Raw genomic sequence first — 23,348 nt, forward strand, 5'->3', positions numbered from 1 at the left:
TATGGGCTATCAATATGTATGGCCTTTCGTATTTTTGAGGCATGGAAGTTAGAGGGTATCTACATCAAATACATCCAGTGCTTCCCGTTTGGGATGTTGTTGAGGCTCTTGACTTTTATGTTAACCGATTGGGGTTCAGAATTGCTTTTGCCGATGATGCTAAAAACCCCAAGTATGCGGGAGTAATAAAAGATGCCATAGAAATACATTTACAATGGCATGATGCTAAGGAATGGGAGGTAGAAATTGACCGTCCCATGTTGCGTATTGTTACCCAAAATATTGAATCTTTGTTTCGAGAGTATGGAGAAAAAGATATCTTTAATCCGCATACCTTACTGAGGGAAACAGCTTGGGGAACCAAAGAATTTGCCTTTTACGATCCGTTTAAAAACGGATTAACATTTTACACGGATGTTTAAGGTTAGTGATTATAATTAATTGATATTCAATTGATTGAATTATTAAATTATTAAAATGAAAGTATTATTTATAGGAGGAACAGGTAACATTAGCACACCAAGTAGTAGGTTGGCAGTAGCTAAAGGAATGGATTTATATGTACTGAATAGGGGGAAAGCCAAAGTTGATATTGAAGGAGCACATTCTATTATTGGTGATATCAATAAGCCAGAAGAATTGACTGAGCTTAAAAAGCACAAATGGGATGTGGTTGTCAACTGGATAGCATTTACACCCGATGATATTGAGCGTGATATTGAATTGTTTAAGGGTAAGACCAAACAATATATTTTTATAAGTTCCGCTTCGTGCTATCAAACTCCATTGAGTTATCCTGTAATTACGGAATCTACACCACTTTGTAATAATTTATGGGATTACTCTCAAGGAAAAATACAATGTGAAGACCGTTTGCAAAAAGCCTATCGTGAAGAAGGTTTTCCAATAACCATTGTTCGTCCTTCATTGACCTATGATACAGTAATACCGATTGCAATAGGTGGGTTTAATACATATAATACTGCGCAACGAATTTTAGATGGGAAAGAAATTATTGTTCATGGCGATGGTACTTCGCTTTGGACAGTAACGCACTCAGATGATTTCGCCAAGGGCTTTGTTGGCTTATTAGGACTGACAACGGCCATTGGGCATGCTTTTCATATTACCTCCGACGAGGTTCTGAGCTGGAATATGATATATAAGATTCTGGCGGATGCTTTGGGTAAAGGAGCTAAAGTCGTTCATATTGCTTCAGATTTTATTTGCAAAGTAGAACCTTCATTTACGGGTACATTATTGGCGGATAAAGCAGAAAGTGTTTTATTCGATAATACCAAAATTAAAACCTTCGTACCAGGTTTTAAAGCTACAATTCCTTTTTCCGAAGGAATTAAGAGAACCATTAAATGGTTACAAGAAAATCCGGAGCGTCAGAATATTGATGAGGAGAAAGAGGTTAAAATAGAGAATGTACTTAAGGCATATCGTTCGCTTTCTTAACCTAAAATTTTGAGAAATATTTTTAGGAATAATATTTCATTTTTAATAGATAATTTCTTTGAAATAATATATAAAAACTTGGTGACTTTCAGTAAAAAGGAATAGTAAGGAAAAATGGTCAACTATCAATTTTAAATAATCCTGTACTTTCAGTACGTTATAATTTCAGAATTCGTTGTTGACCAACTTACTAGTTTAAGCTAGTGCATAATTTTATAAATGGCACCTTTAGGTCCTACATTTGTATTCGAAAATCCCATTACATAGAGTTCATTTTCTTCATCGGTATCAAAACCACAAATTAGAAATACATCATCTAGTTTGTTTTGAATTTCCAAAAGCTCCCTAGTCCATTTTCCATTGGTTTCTTTGGTGAGCGAAAAAATACTACCTCTAAAATCGCCAAATACAAGCTTGTTTTGTAAATAAGGATTCTCTTTTCCATAATAGAAGTTACCACCTATAATGCAAACTCCATCCTCATGGGAGTAGGTATTGATAGGCATTTTAAAACCGCTTTTATGAATACTGTTATCTTCCATATAAACACTTTCTCCTTCCATATAGGGCCAACCAAGATTAGCACCTTTTGTAACAATATTTATTTCTTCTTGTTGCCCTTCGCCCACATCGGCACCAAATAGTTGTTTTGATTTTGGATCAAAGGTATACCGCCACATTTTACGTAGACCATAGGCCCATATTTCGGGCTTAGCATCGGATATGCCTGCAAAAGGATTATCTGATGGTATGCTATAAGGCAATGTATTTACATTGATACGTAATATTTTTCCATTGAAATGATTCAAGTCTTGGGCATGATGAACATAGTTTTCATCTCCTATGGCATCATCACCAATAGATATATACAGATAACCATCTGGCCCAAAAGCAATTTTGCCCCCATTATTTGCAATGTTTTCTCCTTCAACTTCAAGAATCCTTATTTCACTTTCTTTATTTGTTAGGTTTGGGTTATCCTCATCTACCAAAAACTCTGAAATAACAAGTTTTATTGGATCGTTAGCAATAGAAGGTGCCGCATTATAGCACACGTAAAATTTGTAATTAGTGCTAAACTGTGGGTGAAAAGCCATTCCATTAATGGTTCCTATTCCTTCTGGCCCCTCTAGCCCAAGGGAATCTTGCGCTGTGTTTAATTGAAGGAAAGGTATGGGTAAGACCGTTTTATTTTCTAATATCCATATCTGACCGCCACGATTTGTCAAGAACTTGCGATGTGTATTATCATTGGGAATACTCATTTGAATAGGATTCTTCAATGCATCTGTAAGTAATTCAAGCCGAATTGAATTTGAATTGGAAGTTTTGACGTTTTCTTGTGTTGAAGTTTTTTTCTTGGCCTGATTACAGCTTAAAAAAACAAGTGCAAGTGTTAAGTAGATTAGTTTGATTTTCATCTTGGTGTTTTAAAGTGGTTACCTTATACAAATAAGTCAACTCTTCGGAACAATACAAAGTTTTATTGCTACGTATTTCTTGGTACTCCAGAGGATTACTAACATTGAGCATCCCTAATTATAGAAACACCTATTAACTTAGTGTGAGATTAAAACATTGGTCATAAACAAACCTTAAAACCAAATAGCCATAATTATCGAGTAGTACAATGTTTTGTAATATTCTTGTTTTATTTACAGCAGTGTAACCACTTCAAATGATTCACTGAAATTTTTTCTGATGACGATTTTATATCATTTTGTTTTTTAAATAGTCTGATAGTCTAAGTGATAATGCGGTCAAGGTAAGGGTTGGATTAGGTGCCCCTGAAGTTGGGTAACATGCTGCCCCGGCAATAAATAAATTTGAGATGCCATGAACCTGACAATTGGAATCTACAACTCCTTTCTTTGGGTCATTTGCCATTCTTGTGGTACCCATATGATGCCATCCTCCGTTGGTGCTATCAGGGAACGTATTGTCATTTGGATCCCTCAGAAATTCATTGAGTCTTATTCTGCCTATCCCTGCAATGCCTAATTGTTGCCCAAGAATTTGATAAATTTTGCGAACACTATATTTATCTAAGGCGGTAAGTTCCCAGTGTAAGTTTGCCCTCCGTACACCAAGTTCATCTTTTTCCCCTCCAAGTGTAATTCTAGAACTTGGATTGGGAGCTTGCTCTATTCTTGTATTAAGTTGAAAGGCTCGTTCAATGTTTCCTTTTTCTACTTTGGCTTTTTCTGCAGCTTCGCCCCAGTTGGCAAACATATTTTCTAAACTTTTTCGTGGGTCACTGTTTTGCCAGGTTTCCATTCTAGGTTTTTGATATTTGGCCAAACTAAGAGGGGTAAGGGAGGCTGTCCCGTTTAGTATTTTTTCTTTGGTCTGTATTTCTTCGGTGATTGCCAACTCTGCGCTTGCCTTTGTTACTCCGTATTCCCACGAATATAAATTCGTAGAAAATGGTTTCACCAACCACAATTCTGCAGAAGCTACTTCTAAATGTTCCTGAAAATATCTACCCACTAAATCATTATCATTACCCAAACCCTGAGGTGCTTGCGAGTTTGAAGCCAGTAGCATACGAGCATTCTGAATAGTTCCACATGCCATGACAAAGTGTTTTGCTTTTACTTTATGTGTTTTTCCTGCATAGTTTTTGACAATTACTTCTTTAACGTTAGATATGTTGTCATCAGCTTTGATATCAACCGCATTTGCATATGTGTAAAGGTGAATATTTTTTGATTCGACAATATCCTTTTTATATAAGTCCCCGTATCGCGCCTGACTATATTGCCATATTTTGTTCCAGACTACTTTGTCGTCAAGAGGGAAAGCAGTTAAGTTTGGTAGTTTGTTATACCAATATTCGTATTCATAATTATAAGGTCCCAGTTTTAGAATTTTATTTGCTTTTGCATAAAATGGATCAAGATCTTTTTTGGAGATTGGCCAACCACTATTTGGTACCCAATCCCGTTTTTTAAAATCAATTGGATCAAAAGGGGCACACATGCCAGCCCAATGACCTGTGGTGCCACCAAAATAATGAAGTCGGGCAGATTTTAGCGGAAAGTATTTTTGGCCAGTTGTCTTCCCAGCATAAAGTTCTTGAACTTTGTCATCATATTCAAATCCGCCTCCTTCAAGTAAGATTACTTTATAAGGAGAATCCATCCAATCCAAAGCTATACTTATTCCTGCAGCTCCTGCGCCCACTATGCAAATATCACCCTCAATAATTGAGTTATTTTCTAATTCTCTTGCGTCTATATGCATGATTAGTTCTTTTGGGATAATGAAAAAAGAGCACATTGGCGAGCTTCTGTCCTAGATAAGACCCAGCCATCTATCATTATTGTATTTTCTGTATGGTAATCATCAATAATTTGTTTATTTAATAGTTCGTTATTTGGATCAGGGGTAGTGGAACCATGATTAAATAAAAGTTCTAAAAGTTTTTGTTCACTGTTTTCATCTGAAAATTCCTTACGATATAAACTGCCAATATCATTAATAGTTTTGTCATCACATATATAGGATAATAATTCAGGACTGTTTAGTGATGTCTCCAATTCTGTCTTTCCATATATATAATAGCAAGTTGGAATTGCGATTACTGAAATCCCAATTCCTGCTACTAGAACAAAACTTCTTCTTTTCATGTATCAATTTTTTTGTTGGTTTGATGTTTTAAATTCGGTCAAATGTGTTGATTAATATAAATTATCACATAGTATTCTTTTCTGTCATAAGCTCTGCAGCTTGCAAAGACTGTTTAATTTCAGTAGGATTCCAATAACCAATTTCTCTGACTATTTTCTTATCAAAAGAGTTAAGTTTTAATTACATGGAAGCCAATTAAGATCATATCAGTTACGATAATAACAAGGCTTAGAAATAATACCCAAGCCTTGAATAGTAGCTTTAAATTTGTGACATGGATATTATTGCCTTTCTAAGGCTATTACTTTAGCATCTGGACCACTCAAATCTTTTCGAAGAGACCATATCTCTCCTTTATCGCCATCGGTTGTAGCTTCTACATCTTTCATGAATTGTTGAAAACTACCCGCCCCATGAACATCTTCGAAATCTTGCATAAATGTGTCGTCTTTTGCCATCCAAGAATAGCTATCAAAGAAATCTACCCAGGCAAAATCCATTCCGTCCATATTTGGCATCTCATTTGTATAGAGGCCATAAATTTGGTCAGGCATTTTTTCCTTATACATTTTCACTACTTTTTTCACTACTTTTTCCATAAAGTCCATATCCTTAAATCGTTTAATATCGATCATAAAAACGGAGACTTTATTGATTTCAAAATCCTTTGAAAAATTTGATAAGTCAGGATGCATTTTCATGTAATTTACTTCTACCTCAGACTCTAGATATTGGTTTACATTCTTGTTGTTGTCTTCAGCATGTTCTTTACTTTCGGGCCTACCATCTAAAGCACTCCATGGTAGGGGCCCCATAATTAGCATATACTTCCCTGCATTTTTTCCATTATCGATATTATAGACCCTAGCTCCAAAGGGTCCGGTGGCATGAAATTTTTTGTTGTGTGCTGCAATACCAGCCTCAAATTCGGCTATTTTTTCAGGTTTTACGGTTAACATTACATTTTCAATGACCAAACTTTCATTGGTCTGGGATACCATCATAAGTGGTACTAAAACTAAGGTGTACAATAATCTTTTCATTGGTTCTATTATTTATTGGTTACTATTCTTTTATGATACTATTAGTTGCTCTAGTTTTTGGTAAGTTTCATGGCATTCATCTTTTGGGTCGGATTATTGAAATACCTAATTTCTATTTTAGTTCATAATACCTTCAACTAAACTTATTGATGGGGTAACGGTTATAATTCGATTAATTTTCAGACCGGCTTGGTGAAAAATATGCTCAAATTGCTCTTTTGTACGCTCTTTTCCGCCAATCATAAGCATCGTTATGTCCAACCATTTGAAGGGATGTGGGTCGTTTCCTTTCGGGATTACCGCTTCTACTACCAATAATTTACCATTTGGTTTCATTGCCTTTCTACAATTGGTTAGAATGACCACTGCGTCCTCATCGCTCCAGTCGTGAACGATGTGTCTCAAAATGTAAGCATCACTACTAGGAACTGATTCAAAAAAATTGCCTCCAACAATTTCCATTCTGCTACGAAGCTCATTGTTGGAAATGTTTTCCATTGCCCTTGCAACCACCTCCGGCATATCGAATAAAACTCCTTTCACGTCTTGATTTTGTTTTAATACGGAGGAGAGAACCTCGCCATTTCCACCGCCCACATCGACGACCGTGTCGAAAACTGAAAAATCATAGTTATCGATCATAGGCTGGGTTTCTCCTCCATGGAAATTGGTCATTGCGCGATCAAATATTTTCCCTTCTTCCGGATTTTTCGTTAAGTACTCAAAAGGCCCCATACCGATAGCTTTATGCCATCCTGGCTCACCTGATTGAACTGCAAACGAAAGCTCTGTATAGGCTTTGTAGAATAGCCCACCAGCGGATATGGCCATGGCTTTCATACTATCTGGATGGTCTTCTTGCAGGCATTCGGCCAAAGGAGTCAGCCCAAAGTTTCCGGTTTGATCTTCAGCGAAAATGCCGTTACTGCATAAAGCACGCAAAAGGCGATAGATAGATTCTTTATGAGACCCTGTTTTTTCGGCAAGCTGTGCGCTATTCATGGGGCCATGGGCAGCAATCAATTCAGCAATATTTAGCTTAGCGGCAATATGTATTGCCTTTGCTGGTACAAATCCAAAGATCATTTGGGTAATTGCTATATGTGGTGGTACATTATTTTCCATTATTTTATTGCTGTTACCGTTCCATTTTAATTGTTTTAAGCGGTCTAAAATTTGATAATTGGCTTTTTTGTGCTTTGGTTGCAACCTGCCAGTTATTATTTTAAAGTATCTGTCAAAAAAGGGGGGGGAGAGCTATAATTAGATACAATTAACCTATTTCGTAGTTGATGTATATTTATTTATGGACGAACGGCCATAAATTATGTCCCTATGCACCTGTTTAATTATCTGAAGAATTTGATGGGGATTAAAACTATACCAAGACCACTATCCAAATGGGATACAATATCAACGCAAGGGCAAATAGGGAAAGCAGCTAGTTATGCATAGATAACATTTAAATTGGCTGTTTTATGAATATAAATATTTGAAGTTGTGCTCAAATTAAATAATACTATGTTCGTTTTTAGGTACTTGTGACAAAATACATATCTATTTTGCCTTTCCCTTTTGCTTGTATTTTTCCCCTATGCGTAAAGGTAAATTGTGTATTATCTTTTAGTAGTTCATAAGTGTGTTGAGAGATGTTAACTTGACCTACAGCACCACTGCTTTCAATTCTAGCGGCAGTATTTACGGTATCTCCCCAAAGGTCATATTGAAATTTCTTAACCCCAACAATACCAGCGACAACCGGACCTGTATGTATGCCCAGACGCATTTCAAATGTAAAGCCGTCTGTTGTTTTTTTATCTGAAAATCTTTGGGTCATAAAAGATTGCATTTCAAGTGCGGCTAAAACCGTATTCTGAACTGAATCGGTTGAAGGTACTGGTAGACCACCGGCAGCCATAAAAGCATCACCTATTGTTTTGATTTTTTCAATACCATACTTCTCACAGATATGGTCAAATGCCTTAAAGCAATGGTTTATTTCACCAATTAATTCTACCGCAGTAAGTTCTGCAGACTTTTCTGTAAAACCTTTAAAGTCGGTGAACAAGATAGAAACTAAGTCAAAATCGCGAGCCTGAGCTTCCCCTTTCTCTTTCAGTTCTTCAGCAATTTCCGCAGGCAGAATATTCAACAATAGACTTTCTGAACGGTCTTTTTCTTTCTTTAAAATATCTTTTGATTTTTTAACGTATTGCCATCTTGAAAAAAAGCCAATTGCTAATAGAAAACAGATTGTTCCGACTGCAATAGCCAGATTTCGATTTTTATCTTTTTGCTGTACTTCAGATTTATGTTGTAATTGTACTTTTATATCTTTCTCAATTTGCACTAAACTATCGGCCATAATTTTCTTCGAGAATTCTATTTGCTGTAATTTTATGGCTAAGTCTTCTGTTTTTATGCTATCGCCAATAAAAATCATTTGCTCATGATATTCTAAGGCTTCTGTAGTATTACCTAATGCTCTGTAAGCATCATACAAACATTCACAAGCATATTCTTGACTTCCCAAGTCGCCTACCTTCTGGGCCATAGAAAGGCTTTTTTTACAATATGTTATTGCCTTTTTATAGTTTTTATTGTCCAGATAAATATCACTTATACTTAATAGCGTATTGGCCCCACCTTGAATATCATTTATGCTTTCACTGATATCAAAACTTCTTTGAAGAAAATCTAATGCTTTTGTGGTTTCTCCTTGCTCAAGGTAAACAGTTCCGATTCCTGAAAGAGCTGATGCTATTCCTAATTTATCTTCTTTCTTTTTTTCGATAACCAAGCCTTTTTCGTAATAATACAGCGCTTGTTGAAAATCTTTTTTTGTTAGGTATAGGCCACCAATATTTATATACATGGCAGAATTACTCTCTTCCTCATTTAATTCTTTGTTAATGGCCATGCTCTTTTTATAATAATCTAGAGCTTTATCGTATTCTCCTTTAGATAAATAGATGCTTCCAAATTCATTGTAAATAGATCCTTTACCATCTAAGTCATTTTCTTCCTCATAAATCTTTAAACTTTTTTGATAGTAAATCAATGCGTTGATAACATCTTCATTGTCATGATAGATATATCCCATTTTTACGAGAATATCAGCAGCACCCAGTTTATTGTCTATTTTTTCGGCAAGCTCCAAACCCTCTTCGTACGATGATAATGCTTTTGAATAGTACCCCATTCTAAATTGAATATATCCTCTAAGAGTAAGGGCCTCTAAAAGTCCCTTTTCGTTTTTAGTTTCTTTAGTGAATTGGTATAATTGGTGCGTTAGGATTAATGCACTATCGGGCTGTGATGAAAAAAAGCCCTGGTAGATATAATCAGTTAGTGCAAATGCTCTAATGCTATCAGAAATTTTTTCATTCTCCCAAGTACTATACAAGGAATCAAGCTCTGTTTGTGAAAAAACAGAACTTTGAAGGCAAAATAAAATGAGTAAAAAACTTATGTTTTTCATTTTCACTTTTTAATTGATCAACCTCATTTTTTTTCAGTTGCTAATAAATAAAGTGTTTATGGCTAGATATTTATGTAAAATACTCAATATTTGTTGTTTTGCCCTCCTCCCGTACCGAAGAGTTACATTCGGGCGGATCGGTGAGGAAGTTTTTGCGGATTTTGCGGAAGAATTTTATCATCTATACGTAAATTTTATTCGATCTCATTTTCAATTAAGTTTAGAATAGTTTTGATTTTTTTCATGTAACCATCAGATTCCCAGTTAAGACCGATGTTTAGAGTTACTGCACTTGCAAGAATCCCCTCCAACTTTTTATCCGATAATATCTCTTCAACAGCAGGTAATGTTGTAGAACCAGATAACTTAATTTCTTCTATCATTGTTTTATCGTTTAGGAACGATAGGTTATCCGGACTTAAGAAAAAACTGATTTGTATATTTCTGGAAATTCCCAAATCGATTAAATGCTCAACTATTATATTTCTGTAAATGTCCACCCATTCAGATTCTTGGTCTTTAAAATCGACGATGCCAGATGAAAATGTTGTAAGATAGTGCCGTAAAGAATCATTTCTAATAAGCTGCAAGTTTTCGGCTGTCATTATTTCATTATCTATTGGATCAAAAGTTGGGGCAAGGATAAGAGGACTCAAAATTACTGTAAGTGTATCCATAGGAACCACTGTTTTTGTATCCATTAATTCAAGTGCTCTTTTTGAGCCTTTTATGATAAGCTTTCGCTGATGTATTTTATCTTCCAGTTGGACGAGATTATCTTTAAATTGGCTTAGCAATTCCACTAAGATTTTTTGCTCTTTAGACCGCTCCTTACGTAACTCGTTCCAATTATTAATGCTTAAGGCAATCAAAATCCCGATGACTACAAGGACAATTTCGCCGATGGCGTATTTGAAGTACTTACTGGTTTTGCCTTCGTTGAGTAGGTTTTGGCGGATTTTACGGAATAATTTAATCATAGCTATAAGTTATTCACCTCCCAAGAAGGGTTAGGGGTGGGTTTTATTTCGATTCATTGGCTTTTAAAACCCGTAACAGATTACCACCAAGTATTTTATCGATATCTTTTTCATTGTATCCTTTTTCTACCAAAGTCTTTGTGATTTTTGAATAGTCGGTTACATCGTCTAATTGTTTTGGTGGTTGATAAATACCGTCAAAATCAGAGCCGATTCCTACATAATCTACACCTACGAGGTTTATTACGTATTCTATATGTTGAATTACCCAATCAAAAGGCGCACGAAGTTCATACGATTCAGCAATGTATTTTTTGTACATAGATTCTTCAGCATGATATGACAACATGCCCGTATTTATGAGGGAGTCTATTTCTGCTTTGTGTTTTTCAATAAATGCAAATTCCCTTGGTTCTACGGAAGGGTCTATAAACCCTGAATTAAAATTAATCTGGATAACACCTCCATTTTTTGCCACCGCTTTTATTTGGTCGTCTTTTAAATTTCGTTTGTGTGGACACAGCGTATACACCGAACTATGTGAAGCAATAACAGGTTTAGTGGTCGTTGCAATAACATCGTAAAACGTTTGCTCGCCAACGTGAGAGATATCTACCATAATCCCTAAAGCATTCATTTTTTGAATCACTTTTTTGCCAAACACCGTCAGTCCTTTTTTACCTTCTGAATTCTTTGAACCTTCCAGATTGGTTTCATCAGAAGCACTTGTTGCCCATGGTGTAGAGTTGTTCCAAGTCAACGTAATATACCGGACACCACGATTGTAAAGAGCCTCCATTTTGTCCAAATCGTTTTCAATTTGGTGACCTCCTTCCAGTCCAACTAATGCCGCAATTTTATGCTGCATAACAGTTTTTAGAAGTTTTTTTGTATTGGCAACTTTTACTATTTTAGAAGGATTTCGTTGTATAACGGCATCCAAACTATCGAGTTGCCTATTGGCAAATGCATACGGATTCAGCTGGTCGCCATCGCTCCAAACTGAAAAGAATTGTACGTCCACACTACCTTCTTTCATTCTATTAAGGTCACTATGAGTTATACCTTTTAAATCGGTATCGAAAACAAAACCCTTCTCCATAGTTTGGGTGAGAAAATCGTTGTGAGTATCTACAAAAATGGCATTATTATGAATTTTTTGATAACTCTGGGCGCTTAGCTGAAGTGTTGTGATTAAGCTGATGAATAGTAGTTTTGTTTTCATTTTTAGTTCGTATTATCAGGTTTGGTTGGTTCAATATTTTCTTTAAAGTCCTCTTGGCGAATTTTTCTAAAGAGTTTAATCATTCTGCTTTTGTTAGAATTTCACCTATTTCTTGTTTAAAATGGGTTAGACTTTTGATTAAAGCATTGAGCATGCGAACATAATCGTTATAAACTTGTTCGTATACAAATACAACCCGATTTCGATAGATGGAACTGGTTAAAAAATAATCATGCAGTTCTTTACTTCCAACATTCTGCGTAATGGTATTATTCCATTCTGGATACCAGTCATAATTGTCTCTCACGTATTTTTTATGGTCAATTATTTCGTTTGAAATTCTATTTTCAAGAGGGAGCATAATGGTCTCCATATGCTCATATATGTCATTGAGGTAGAAGGTTAACGTGTCGTTTTCTTGCAGTTCTCCTAACTGGGAAATACCTTTTTTGTTTAATAGAGATCTTGGGCTATAAACTAATAAGCTTGAAAGTCCTTGATCCAATAAGTCTGGTGTTATTGAATCGTGGACTACTTTTTCGAAAACAGATTTCTTTTCATTAAAGAAGTCTACATTTTTTTGTAAATCTTCTATGTCGTCTTCAATATCATTATAAATAAGACTATAGATGTTTAGAAGTTTATTCTGCTCTTTATGTTCTTCATTCCAGTTGTTTATGGAAAGCGCTATCAAAATCCCAACTACCACAAGTACAATTTCACCAATAGCATATTTAAAGTACTTTGTGGTTTTGCCCTCATTGAGTAGGTTTTGGCGAATTTTTCTGAATAATTTTATCATAACGCTAATTAATTCTCTGTAGTTCCTGAGTTATTGACTCATTCAATTTGTAGATTTCTGCCAAAAAATTAGCATACATTTCTATTTTAAATCCAGTAAATGTTATGCTTTCTGCTAAATCAATCTTAAAGGCGGAATCTTTTTTTAGGCCTAACGTATCCGTCAAAATCAAAGCGTTTAAATTCATATCATAATCATAATAATCCTTGGGATTAAAATCCGCAGCTTTGAATTTGGACTTTATATTCTCATGGCTGAAATATTTTAGAAAATATGGTTTTAAGGTGGAATAGGTTTTATAGGCGTCAAGGTCATTTTCTACACGTAACATTATGGTTACTATATTATCATAATGGTTTGCTATTTGTTTTTTAAGCTTTTGGTTGGATATGATATTGATATTATTATCTTTTAAATTATTAAAAGAGGATTCATGCAATATCAAAATTAGAGGCGTACCCAACGCATATTCATACTTTTTATTTTTCTAATTCATTTTCAACTAAAAGTATCATCTGGTCTATTTTTTCTCTCAATTGTTCTTCATCCTCTAAAATACTTTTTTTCCATGTCACTATGTTACTAATAACATCTTCCATTTCTCGATTTTTAAAAAACCATGTATAATCTGATGTATAGCTCCCCATTGGGATGTCTTTATGTAATTCAATTTGGCGGATTCTGTTTGATGAATTTATTTTTCCATCAATGGCGGGCCATAATCTTTGGTTTACCAATAACTGTAGGGAAGAAACATCTTGCGTTGCATTAATAACATCGCCTTCAAAAGAGGATAAAAGTGATTTTAGTTTTTCACTTTGAATATGGTCTATCTTACCAGATGAAATTAGCGACTTTATAGTTCCGTCACTCGCCTCAAAGGTCCAAACCATCTCAATATCCAACAGAATAGAATCCAATTTCTGGATAGGAATATTGGAAACATCTGTATTAAACAGTTTTAGTACGTAGATACCTGAATCGAATTCTTTAGATCTTTTTTTTAAAATACCGTTTAAGCGATCTTTATTAATTAATAGATCACTTTTTAGATTTTGCAATATTTCTTGTTCAGACTGTCTTATTTTTCTATTCTCATTCCAAGTATTGATGCTTAATGCTATCAAAATACCAATGACCACAAGCATAATTTCACCAATAGCGTATTTAAAGTATTTACCTGTTTTGCCTTCGTTGAGCATGTTTTGGCGAATTTTTCGGAAGAATTTTATCATAGTTAAATTGGTTAGTAATGCGTTTCTAAATGGTGTATAATCCTATTAGCTTTTTCTTCGGCATTTTTAAATCTTCCTTCAAAATACGTCGCTGTACTTCCTATATATCTGCATAAGGGTAAAATTCGGGTATCGTTAAAAATAGATTCGTATACTGCTTTGTTAGGAACGCTAGGGTTTTTAGTGGGAAAAAATTTGAGATGTTCGGTATTTGTAAAAAGTTCGTATTTCAGCTGTCTCAGTTCTAAACGTACAGGGTTGGCAGAGTTGTTAAAGTTAATGGAGAGGTTGTCAAAGTAATTGTAATAGTCCATTAACAAGTTCACAAGTTCTTGGTCTTCTAATTCTGATAGTATTCCGTTAGCGCTTAGATAATCCCAAGTATTATTTTGTTGTGATAGTATAGGGGTAGTGGTAAAGGAATTGAAATCGAGAATAAATTTTAAAGAATCTACTATAGGTTTTTGTTCAGATTCCATAATGGGTATAATATGATCGGCTGCACTGTGCTGTTTCTCTAGGTCCTTAATGAGTGATTTAATTTGTAACCCATCTGCACGCATATCGCCCAAAATAGAATGCATCTTTACCTCTAATTGTTTTTGATACTTTTTTTCTTAATTCCAATTATTAATTTGAAGTGCAATGAGAATGCCAATAACCACAAGCACTATTTCACCAAGGGCATATTTAAAGTATTTGCTCGTTTTACCTTCTTTGAGCAAGTTTTGGCGAATTTTTCTAAAGAATTTTATCATTTGTTTTGTATTTCAAGGTCAAGTTGATGTAGAAGTGTTTTAGAGTTGTAGAACGAATACTCCAATTCCTCTTGGGTCTCTGTAAACAGAATTCTCTTAAAATTGCTTATACCTTGAAACGTAGCTGCAAGATGGCTATCATCTATACTATCCCAGATCAGCGAATCAATCAATGGTCCTTGGTCATGAATAGCTGTAGAACCAAATGTGTAGGTATTTACATAAGAAGTTATTTTTTCCCTGTAATCGTTGGTGGTTTTTTCAACTCTATCTTTAAGAAAGAATTTCTTGTTGTAAAAATTCTTAATTGTTGCTTTTAAAGAATCAGGCAAGCTTTCTATCAATCCAGTCTGATTTAGACTGTTATAAGCATTGGAATTGTATACGATTTGAGCGCTCCAATTTGGATTAAATTCATAGCGCATTATTTGGATTAACGTATCTAGGGATGCATTTGGTTTTGCAACTCTTGCTCTCAAAGATTCGTTTAACTGATACTGCTGGGTAATAAATGGTAATTTTTCTTTAATCAATAGGGTATCTTGAACCAAATCATTACGTAAGGCTATAAGCGAGTTTTTAATTTCTGCTTTCTTTTTTAAACTTTCATTCCAATTATTGATTTGCAAAGCAATCAAAATCCCAATGACCACAAGCACAATTTCACCAATAGCGTATTTAAAGTATTTACCTGTTTTGCCTTCGTTGAGCAGGTTTTGCCGTATTGTTCGAAAGAATTTAATCATTGGTTTAAGATTTAGTTGCGTGTAGAACCTCTTCAATAAGAAGATCGGTTTCGTCTAGTCTCTCAATAATTTGTTGATGTAGCCATAATGCATTATCCAATAAATTTTCAAATTCAACCTTTTGGAATAAGGGATAATAGCTAGGTTTTACCTTAGAGGTTCCTGCCCATTTATAATTGGCGTTACTGTCCATTTCTTTAAAAGAAATATGGGTTAACAAAAAAGGCAAAAAATGCTCGTTATTCCATGAATCTAGTTTTTCGAAGCGTATTTTTCTGATTTCTGAGAGTGAATTCCAATGGTATAAAAGGGAGGTGATGGAGTCATTTTCAAAAAGGTTGAGACGTCCATTTTGGACAACACCATTAACTGCGTTGTCTGCAAATGCCAGTTCATTAGAAGGGAAGGATTGAAAAAGTAAACTGTCTAAATTATGATTTAAAAGTTCTTCTTCAGAAGCGCCGATTAAACTCATCAACTTCATGGAGGAATTAATGGCCCGTTCCTCAACGACTCTAAAGTTTGCAACGACCTTTTTATTGGATTCAAACTCTATATGTAGTTTAGAAAGTAACTCTCTTTTTTCAAATCCGTTAAGTACGTCTTGGTTCCAATTATTGATTTGCAGGGCAATCAAAATACCAATGACTACTAGTACAATCTCACCAATGGCGTATTTAAAGTATTTGGATGTTTTTCCTTCATTGAGTAGGTTTTGGCGAATTTTTCGGAAGAATTTAATCATGGTTTATGTTTTGTATATGTAGTCCTTTTGGTTGTCTTAAGATACGTATCGGTAAAATCTAAGAATTAACATTCACCGTCTATGTAATAAAATCATTTTAGTTCATTTAATGAGTTCGTCTTTTAACAAAGGCAATAGCGCTTCTATGCTGCTTTCGCAGTTTAGCATTGATTTTTTGACGGACATTGACAGGAAATATATTTTACGACAGTCTTTGTTTAATTCGTCATATTGTTTTTGCAACGTTGCATCATCTGTTTCCCACTGATTTTTAATAACTAAATGCGCAATATCTCCAAAAAAGTTACTGATCAACCCTTCTTGTGCCAGTCGTTCTAGGGTCATATCTAAATCTTTATACTCCCAGTAGTGTACTTCAAACAGGTCTATTACTTTTTTTTGCAAGGAATCGGACTGTATTAGATCTATTTGTTGGTTCTGGGAAATTTTGGTGTACAATGAAACGTTGGGAACAAATGAATAGCTGGTATTGCCAACTTGCCAAATCATCCTATAAATCTCTTCGTCCGTAAATTTAGATTTTACCTCCGCTAATGATTCAGTTATAAATATTCTTTGTGCGGTGAGTGCAGTGTCTAAAATCATAGATTTAGTACGAACATCTTCCAAGTCGCTTTCAAGGCTTTTAATAAGGGTTCTGTAGAGTTCTTTTTCAGTGATCCTATCTTTTCTAGCATCATTCCAATTATTAATGGACAAGGCAATGAGAATACCAAGAACCACGAGCACAATCTCGCCAATGGCATATTTGAAATACTTGGTGGTTTTACCTTCGTTGAGCAGGTTTTGGCGTATTCTTCGAAAGAATTTTATCATTGGTCAATCTTTCTAATTTATTAATTCCCTGTTGCTGGCTTTGAAAATTTAGGTGGTACAATACTCGTTTTTGTGCCTAGTTGTTTTAATAACTCTTCAACCGCACGCTCTAACTGTGGATCTTTGTCTTTGGAAAGGGAAAAAGCATCTTGCCTTACTTCTATATCTGGAGCAACCCCAGCATTCTCTGCTATCCATTTGTTGTTAATAGGGTCAAAGACTGCATTGTCTGGGGAGGTGAGGGCACCGCCATCAACCAAAGCATAATGAACGGAGGATTTTACCAATCCGCCCCAAGTGGTCACACCAATAAGCTTGCCTGCTTTTTGCTGTCTAAAGACCCATGGAAAGAAATCTCCGCCAGAACCGGCCATTTCGTTGATTAATAGCACCTTTGGTCCTAAAATACCTGAGGGCAATTGCATGGGTTTTCCATTGGGTACTTCATTCGTTAAACCTGCCCGTAAGCTTCGGGTCATGAGGTCTACCATGTAATCGTCCAAAAGTCCGCCGCCATTAAAACGTTCGTCTATGACCGCGCCTTCTTTGTCTTGTTGTGCAAAATAATAGCGGTTAAAAGACACATAGCCTTGACCCGAGGTATTGGGCACCCAAACATAGCCCAATCTGCCGTTGGAAAGCGAATCTACCAATCTACGATTATCTTCTACCCACGTACGTTGCCGTAACGAGTTTTCACTTTTTATCGGTTTTACAATTTCTTTCCATGCTCCTTCAAAAGTTGGTTCGCTATTGATGTGTACTACGGTTTGCTTGTCCACTGTGCCATCTAGATGCTTGTAGATATTGTCGTTACCTTTCAGTTCATTTCCGTTTATACCTACTATATAGTAATCGTTTTTTATATTGAGGCCAGGGGCATCCAAGGGTCCAGATAAACCCGGATTCCAGCTTTCGGTGGTATACATTTTTTTTATTTTCCAACGATTGTTCTCAACCGTCATATCCGCTCCGAGCATTCCCATTTTGGAATCGGCAATTTCTGGATAATCCCCTCCAAACACAAAACTATGGCCAACAGAAAGTTCACCGTTTACCTGATCTAAAACGTACGTTAGATCCGCTCTATGTTTTATAAAAGGAACTAGAGGTGCGTAGCGCTCATAAACCGTGTTCCAATCACGACCATGAAGATTTGGGTCATAAAAATAGTCGCGCTCATATCGCCATGCTTCTTCGAACATCTGCTTCCATTCCATGGAACGATCTAATTTCATTTGAAGATCTACTTTTACCGTTTTTCCTTTTTCGCCACTATCTCCTTTGGTGTCCATTACGTTCCATTGCCCGTTTACATTTGCCAATAGATGTTCTCCGTTACCGGTAATGGATACCTTTTCTACACCGGAAATGAAGTCTTTACTTTTTTGATCTTCTAACGTAAACTTTTTAAGGGCGAGACCTTTTTCGTTGGGAACGTATTCTCCCAGAAATATAGCACCCTCTGGTCCCGCAGAAATAAAGCTGTATTCGCGTTCTGGAACAGGTAGAGCTAGAGTGCGTCGGCTTAAATTCTCAAAATCTATTTTTACGGTCTTTTTTGGAGCCTCTTCATCCTTTCCTTTTTTATTCTTCTTTTTATCGGAATCTTTTTTGTCGTCGGTTTCCTTTTCAGGAGTTTCCTCATCACTTTTTGGTTTAAAAGGGGAGGGGTCATCTTGCTGTAAATTAATAATATAGGCGGCATACGAGGGACTGGAAGACATTGAACTTGTATTTGCCCAACCAGAGCCCAATGCCACTTCTGTACTCGCTAAAAAGTAAAATTGTTTGTGGTTTAGATCCCAAGCGGGGGAGAACGAATCTGCAAAAACATCGGTAATGGCTCTTTTTAGTCCATCCTTGACCGACCATATAAAAATCTGTCTAAAGTTATTACTGCCGGCTTTTGCATACGCTAGCCAATTTGAATCTGGAGACCAGTTCATAGTAATACTACCACGTTCTATATTAGTGCCACCAACATCTATGGTCTGTATGGCTTTTGTCTCTAAATTCAATATCCGTAAACGAACATCATCATCTACAAAAGCGATATGTTTCCCGTCGGGTGACCAACTAGGATCCCATGCCATTTTAGATTCTCCGATAGCGATTGGTGTAGGCGTATCTAACCCGTCTTGTGATGCCAACATTAGTGCATACCCTTTTCCATCCATATCAGAAAACCAGGCTAATTGATCGCCTTTAGGAGACCAGATGGGTGCTCTATCTGCGGCATTGGCAGTTTCCGTTATATTTCTTGAATCACCAAACTCCACGGGTATCGTAAAAATATCACCACGTGATTCTACAATGACCCGCTTTCCATTGGGGGATAAGGATGCAGCGCGTGCCGAGGAACTTACATCTTCCCATTGGGTGGCGGCCCATGGAAAATCGCCAATAATATCTATTTGTAATTGTTTTGTTGTTTTTGTATTTAAGTCCAAAAGATGCAGATAACCTTCAAGTTCGTAAGCGAGTGTATTCTCATTTCCCGCTAACCATTTAACATCTGCACCTTTGAATTCTGTAATTTGCTGTAATTCTTTGGTTTTAGTATCGTAAGACCAAATGTTCGCTACCAAATCACGATCCGATATAAAATAAACTACATCGCCCAACCAGAGTGGTTGAATGTCAGTAGTGCTTTCGTTGGGCAATAATTCTTCTTCTGATGTCGTGGTGTTTAAGATAATCAATGGTGTATTTTGACCTCCTCTGTACCCGCGCCATTCGCTGTCCCAACGGCTTACCCTATCGATAATCAAGTGCTCGCCATCAGGGGCAAATGCCCCATCAAAACCCCACTGATTATGAACCAAAGAAGGTATATTTTCTGTAATGCCAGTAGTCCATAAGCGGTTATAAGGACTTGGTGCCGTATCTCGGTTACTGGCGTAGAGGATACGTGTACCATCGTTGCTCCATCCCCTTACCAGAGAGCCGCTAGGATGCCATGTAATTTGTTTGGCTTCGCCACCTTCTGCGGGCACTACATAGACTGCTTGATATCCCGTTCGATTCGATGAAAAAGCAATCCAGTTACCGTCTGGAGAAAAATATGGATTTGATTCCACGGCCTGTGTACTTGTAATTCTTTTCGCTTCGCCACCATTTATATTGCTCACCCAAATATCGCTTCCATAGGTAAATGTAATATGGGTAGTGCTTATGTCAGGTTGACGTAATAATCTAGTGCCTTGCGCTTGTAAAGTGGCCATGGTTATAAACGGTAGGGCGATAAGTACAAATAGTAGTTTGCAGTGGTGTTGTTTTAAATAGTCTAGTCGGTTCATTTAGTTATGTTTGATTTCTAAAGTATGCTTTGTTTTATTCAAGAATTGATTCAATTTTTAATAGGTACTTCAGGAACTTTGCCGTACAAGACATTTGCAGCGGCTTCATATTTATCACCTTTAATCCAATAAGGTCTCTCTGGGTCATTTGCAATAGCTCGTCCAGAAAGTATATACCCTTGGTAAAATTTCACCAAGTAATCATAATCTAAACTATCGGCCTCATCAGCGGCTTGATGGTAGTATTTGTTGATTTCGTCATCAAAGGCATCAAAGCCGGTAGAGTAGGTGGGTGCAGGGATGCCCACTTTGGCAAAACTGACGTTATCACTTCGGTCGAAAAGGCCTTCTTCTGGCGCTACTTCATCAATATCCAAGGCTTTTAACCCAAAGGTTTTGGCTCCGTTAATCATTTTATCTTTTGCCGTTGTACGGTTTAACCCGGCAATGGTTGCCAAAGTCGTATTGTTATAACCACCACCATCTGTATTAAAACAGTAAATCATCTGATTAAGTGGTAATACAGGATTTTGAACATAATATTGGCTTCCCAATAGCCCCATTTCTTCACCTGTAAACAATATAAAAAGGGCTGAACGTTTAGTGGGATATTTAGCCAAGTTTTCTGCCATGGTCAGAACAGCAGTAGTGCCAATGGCATTGTCACGTGCCCCATTATAAATACTATCTCCTTTAGCGTCGGGTTTGCCAATACCAATGTGATCGTAATGTGCTGAATAGATCACATATTCGTTTTTGAGATTAGCATCCGTTCCTTCTAAAACCCCAACCACATTTTGGCTCTGGAGAATCTCCTTTTGAATGCCATTACTCTTAATTTTAATTTTTAGGGTTTCAGAACCTAATTTATCTAATTCCTCTTGACTGGTTTGAATCCATACATAAAGTGGTAAGGGCTCTTTTTCACCCTTACTAAGACTAACACGTTCTTCAAATGCATGCTTAAAACGAGGCCATATAGCTTGGTCAAATGAACCTATTTCAATTAAACCTCTCGCACCATTTTTTATGGCTAGTTCTCTTTTTGGAGCCCTACTACCAAGTGCGGGTCTTAATTCTACGGCATCAGGTGTACCAGCTTTTACAATAATTATTTTACCCTTAACATCTTTACCTTTATAATCAGATTCAAGACCATAGTTTAGGTATACTGCATTTTCCTCACTATCTATGGCATCGATATCGAAAGCAACTACTTCTGGGAATTTTATGCCATTGAGTGATAGATCTATTTTTTCATTTAAATAGAACCGAAACATTTCAACTTTTTGATAATAATCGCCGCTAGCCGGATTGGGTTTTATGCCGTAACTACGCAGAGTATTGGCTAAATAAGATGCCGCAATCTTTAGTTCTGGAGACCCAGTAGCACGTCCTTTTAACACATCATCGGCCAAAAAATAAATATGACCTTCAATTTCGCTTTTACTTACGGTTTCAGATGCTTTTTCTGTGTCGGTTTGTGCTGACAATATACTTGCGAAGGCAAGAGTAGTGTAGAGTAAAAAATTTTTCATATTGTAGTTTTTTTAGTTAATGGATATTTTAAAATACGTGTGTTATTCTTTCTTTGTAAAGACTTCTCCCATAATGTTTAATCTGCTCGATTTACCGGCTTCGTTGAGGTCAAAATTCACTTTTAATTTCTCATAAAAACGGGGGTCCTTATTGGTATTAAAAGTGTCATAGTGCCAATGTTCTAAGCTATAGGTTATAAAGTCATTAAAGTTGATTTGCAATGTGTCATTAAGCAATGTCACTTGTACGCTACCTAACATCTTGTTCTTGTAAGTACCCTCGTAATCTGCCAACGGCAAGCTTGGTTTGGTGTTTTTTACACGTTCGGCTTCGCCTTTCTGTGCTTTCTCAATTCCTTCTTTTTTAAAGCCTTCGTACAGGTTGAAAACCTCTGTATGCCAATCGCGACCATCATCGTCAAAAGCGAACAAATCCATCGCCTTGTACATAATCGCATGCCGTAATTCTGCGTGATCCAAGTTTGCAAAAACATAGACCGCCACGTCTTTGTCATGCATAATACCTGCAATGGCAACCAAACCAAACAGGCTACCGGTATGAAAATCTAACTTATGCCCTTTGTAGTCTTGTTGAAACCATCCCAGCCCATACGTGTTCCAATTGGGTTTGGTCAAGGCATTGGTGGGGTAGGTTCCCGTGGTACCCAAAAAGGAATGCGGCTCAAACAGTTTTTTAAATGTTTTTGGTTGCAGCAAAGTATCCGATTTGAATACTCCATCATTCACTAAAAAAGTTAGGTAATTACCAATATCGTGTGCCGTAGAGCATATCATTCCCGCGGGACCTATTTGATCGGAGAATCCGTAATCTACTTCTACTAGTCCCTCTTCCACATCATTCAAATAGGGAGTTACATAGTTGCCCGCCTTAAAAATATTGGCTGCTATGGCCTGTGTTCGGGTCATCTCCAAAGGATTGAAAATACGTTCCTGTACAAATTCGTTCCACGGTTTTCCGCTGGCTGCGGCAATAACTTCACCGGCAACGGCATACATTATATTTTGATAGATAAATCCGCCGCGTAGGGGATAGGTCTTCTCCGCAAACTGAAATCTTTGAATCGTTTCCTTGGTAGAAAGACTGTCTAAAGTCCATAGGGCATCCGCATTACCGATGCCTAAATTGTGGGTCAGTAAGTCTTTTATTCGGGCATCTGAAGTACTATAGGAATCGGATAGTTTAAAGTAGGGAACATAATCGGTGACTTTATCATCCCAATCCAGTTTACCGTCATCCACCAACATCCCCATGGCAATGGCAACGATTGCTTTGGTTGTGGAAGCCATGTTGAAAAGGGTGTTTTCATCTACTGCCTCTTTTGTCTCCAAATTTTTAACCCCGTAGGTTTTTTGAAATACCACTTCGCCATCTTTTACAACGATTGTAGCTAAACCGGGTACCTTCCAATCTTTCATGCCTTGAACAATCATGGCATCTAGTTTTTTATGGGACGATTTTTGAGCTTGGGAGGTAATACCTATGAGACAACAAAATATTGTCAGTAAATATTTTTTCATATACGTAAGGTTAGTTGTTT

General features: G+C 36.5%; 21 protein-coding genes. 2 read left to right on the forward strand and 19 right to left on the reverse strand.

Annotation, left to right across the window (positions count from 1 at the left end):
- The first annotated feature begins 41 nt into the window (after positions 1 to 41).
- Complete coding sequence (locus tag B5X55_RS12310; RefSeq protein WP_079512930.1) at positions 42 to 422, forward strand: glyoxalase superfamily protein; 381 nt, start codon at positions 42 to 44, stop codon at positions 420 to 422.
- A gap of 55 nt (positions 423 to 477) precedes the next feature.
- The gene (locus tag B5X55_RS12315; RefSeq protein ID WP_079512931.1) at positions 478 to 1,464 is read left to right on the forward strand and encodes an SDR family oxidoreductase; all 987 of its coding nucleotides are present in this window, start codon (positions 478 to 480) and stop codon (positions 1,462 to 1,464) included.
- A 200-nt stretch (positions 1,465 to 1,664) separates the two neighbouring features.
- Here B5X55_RS12315 and B5X55_RS12320 read toward each other — a convergent pair whose 3' ends face one another.
- The 19 genes from B5X55_RS12320 to B5X55_RS12405 all read right to left on the reverse strand — a co-directional run bounded on the left by B5X55_RS12320 (position 1,665) and on the right by B5X55_RS12405 (position 23,328).
- Complete coding sequence (locus B5X55_RS12320; RefSeq protein WP_079512932.1) at positions 1,665 to 2,885, reverse strand: PQQ-dependent sugar dehydrogenase; 1,221 nt, start codon at positions 2,883 to 2,885, stop codon at positions 1,665 to 1,667.
- A gap of 289 nt (positions 2,886 to 3,174) precedes the next feature.
- The gene (locus B5X55_RS12325) at positions 3,175 to 4,710 is read right to left on the reverse strand and encodes a GMC oxidoreductase (RefSeq protein ID WP_159447544.1); all 1,536 of its coding nucleotides are present in this window, start codon (positions 4,708 to 4,710) and stop codon (positions 3,175 to 3,177) included.
- Between the two features lie 2 nt (positions 4,711 to 4,712).
- Positions 4,713 to 5,096 (reverse strand): hypothetical protein, encoded by a 384-nt coding sequence (locus B5X55_RS12330; RefSeq protein WP_079512934.1) that lies wholly within the window; start codon positions 5,094 to 5,096, stop codon positions 4,713 to 4,715.
- Between the two features lie 282 nt (positions 5,097 to 5,378).
- The gene (locus tag B5X55_RS12335; RefSeq protein WP_079512935.1) at positions 5,379 to 6,140 is read right to left on the reverse strand and encodes a hypothetical protein; all 762 of its coding nucleotides are present in this window, start codon (positions 6,138 to 6,140) and stop codon (positions 5,379 to 5,381) included.
- Positions 6,141 to 6,257: 117 nt separating this feature from the next.
- Complete coding sequence (locus tag B5X55_RS12340) at positions 6,258 to 7,349, reverse strand: methyltransferase (RefSeq protein ID WP_079512936.1); 1,092 nt, start codon at positions 7,347 to 7,349, stop codon at positions 6,258 to 6,260.
- Between the two features lie 322 nt (positions 7,350 to 7,671).
- Complete coding sequence (locus B5X55_RS12345; RefSeq protein ID WP_079512937.1) at positions 7,672 to 9,621, reverse strand: adenylate/guanylate cyclase domain-containing protein; 1,950 nt, start codon at positions 9,619 to 9,621, stop codon at positions 7,672 to 7,674.
- A 194-nt stretch (positions 9,622 to 9,815) separates the two neighbouring features.
- A complete protein-coding gene (locus B5X55_RS12350; RefSeq protein WP_079512938.1) occupies positions 9,816 to 10,601 on the reverse strand; it encodes a DUF6090 family protein in 786 nt (261 codons plus the stop codon).
- Between the two features lie 43 nt (positions 10,602 to 10,644).
- Positions 10,645 to 11,826, reverse strand: coding sequence for a dipeptidase (locus B5X55_RS12355; RefSeq protein WP_079512939.1), 1,182 nt, complete (start codon positions 11,824 to 11,826; stop codon positions 10,645 to 10,647).
- 79 nt (positions 11,827 to 11,905) lie between these two features.
- Complete coding sequence (locus B5X55_RS12360; RefSeq protein WP_079512940.1) at positions 11,906 to 12,628, reverse strand: DUF6090 family protein; 723 nt, start codon at positions 12,626 to 12,628, stop codon at positions 11,906 to 11,908.
- A gap of 4 nt (positions 12,629 to 12,632) precedes the next feature.
- Entirely contained in the window at positions 12,633 to 12,959 is a 327-nt protein-coding gene (locus tag B5X55_RS12365; RefSeq protein WP_143814489.1) for a hypothetical protein, read from the reverse strand.
- 148 nt (positions 12,960 to 13,107) lie between these two features.
- Positions 13,108 to 13,863 carry a DUF6090 family protein gene (locus B5X55_RS18875; RefSeq protein ID WP_079512942.1) on the reverse strand — a complete coding sequence of 252 codons (756 nt, stop codon included), beginning with the start codon at positions 13,861 to 13,863 and terminating at the stop codon, positions 13,108 to 13,110.
- Positions 13,864 to 13,874: 11 nt separating this feature from the next.
- Positions 13,875 to 14,447, reverse strand: a complete 573-nt coding sequence (locus tag B5X55_RS12375) for a hypothetical protein (RefSeq protein ID WP_079512943.1) — start codon at positions 14,445 to 14,447, stop codon at positions 13,875 to 13,877.
- A 33-nt stretch (positions 14,448 to 14,480) separates the two neighbouring features.
- Positions 14,481 to 14,621 carry a hypothetical protein gene (locus B5X55_RS18795; protein WP_159447545.1) on the reverse strand — a complete coding sequence of 47 codons (141 nt, stop codon included), beginning with the start codon at positions 14,619 to 14,621 and terminating at the stop codon, positions 14,481 to 14,483.
- Entirely contained in the window at positions 14,618 to 15,367 is a 750-nt protein-coding gene (locus B5X55_RS12380; protein ID WP_079512944.1) for a DUF6090 family protein, read from the reverse strand. The genes B5X55_RS18795 and B5X55_RS12380 overlap by 4 nt, the downstream gene beginning before the upstream one ends.
- Positions 15,368 to 15,371: 4 nt before the next feature.
- Positions 15,372 to 16,112 (reverse strand): DUF6090 family protein, encoded by a 741-nt coding sequence (locus B5X55_RS12385; protein ID WP_079512945.1) that lies wholly within the window; start codon positions 16,110 to 16,112, stop codon positions 15,372 to 15,374.
- A 102-nt stretch (positions 16,113 to 16,214) separates the two neighbouring features.
- The gene (locus tag B5X55_RS12390) at positions 16,215 to 16,949 is read right to left on the reverse strand and encodes a DUF6090 family protein (protein WP_079512946.1); all 735 of its coding nucleotides are present in this window, start codon (positions 16,947 to 16,949) and stop codon (positions 16,215 to 16,217) included.
- Positions 16,950 to 16,969: 20 nt separating this feature from the next.
- On the reverse strand, positions 16,970 to 20,251 hold the full coding sequence (locus tag B5X55_RS12395; protein WP_234999731.1) for a S41 family peptidase: 3,282 nt from the start codon (positions 20,249 to 20,251) through the stop codon (positions 16,970 to 16,972).
- 50 nt (positions 20,252 to 20,301) lie between these two features.
- The gene (locus tag B5X55_RS12400; protein ID WP_079512948.1) at positions 20,302 to 21,789 is read right to left on the reverse strand and encodes a M28 family peptidase; all 1,488 of its coding nucleotides are present in this window, start codon (positions 21,787 to 21,789) and stop codon (positions 20,302 to 20,304) included.
- Positions 21,790 to 21,831: 42 nt separating this feature from the next.
- Positions 21,832 to 23,328 (reverse strand): serine hydrolase, encoded by a 1,497-nt coding sequence (locus B5X55_RS12405; RefSeq protein WP_079512949.1) that lies wholly within the window; start codon positions 23,326 to 23,328, stop codon positions 21,832 to 21,834.
- Between the last annotated feature and the right edge of the window lie 20 nt (positions 23,329 to 23,348).

Origin of the sequence: Maribacter arcticus, assembly GCF_900167935.1 — a bacterium.
In the GTDB taxonomy this organism is placed as follows: domain Bacteria; phylum Bacteroidota; class Bacteroidia; order Flavobacteriales; family Flavobacteriaceae; genus Maribacter; species Maribacter arcticus.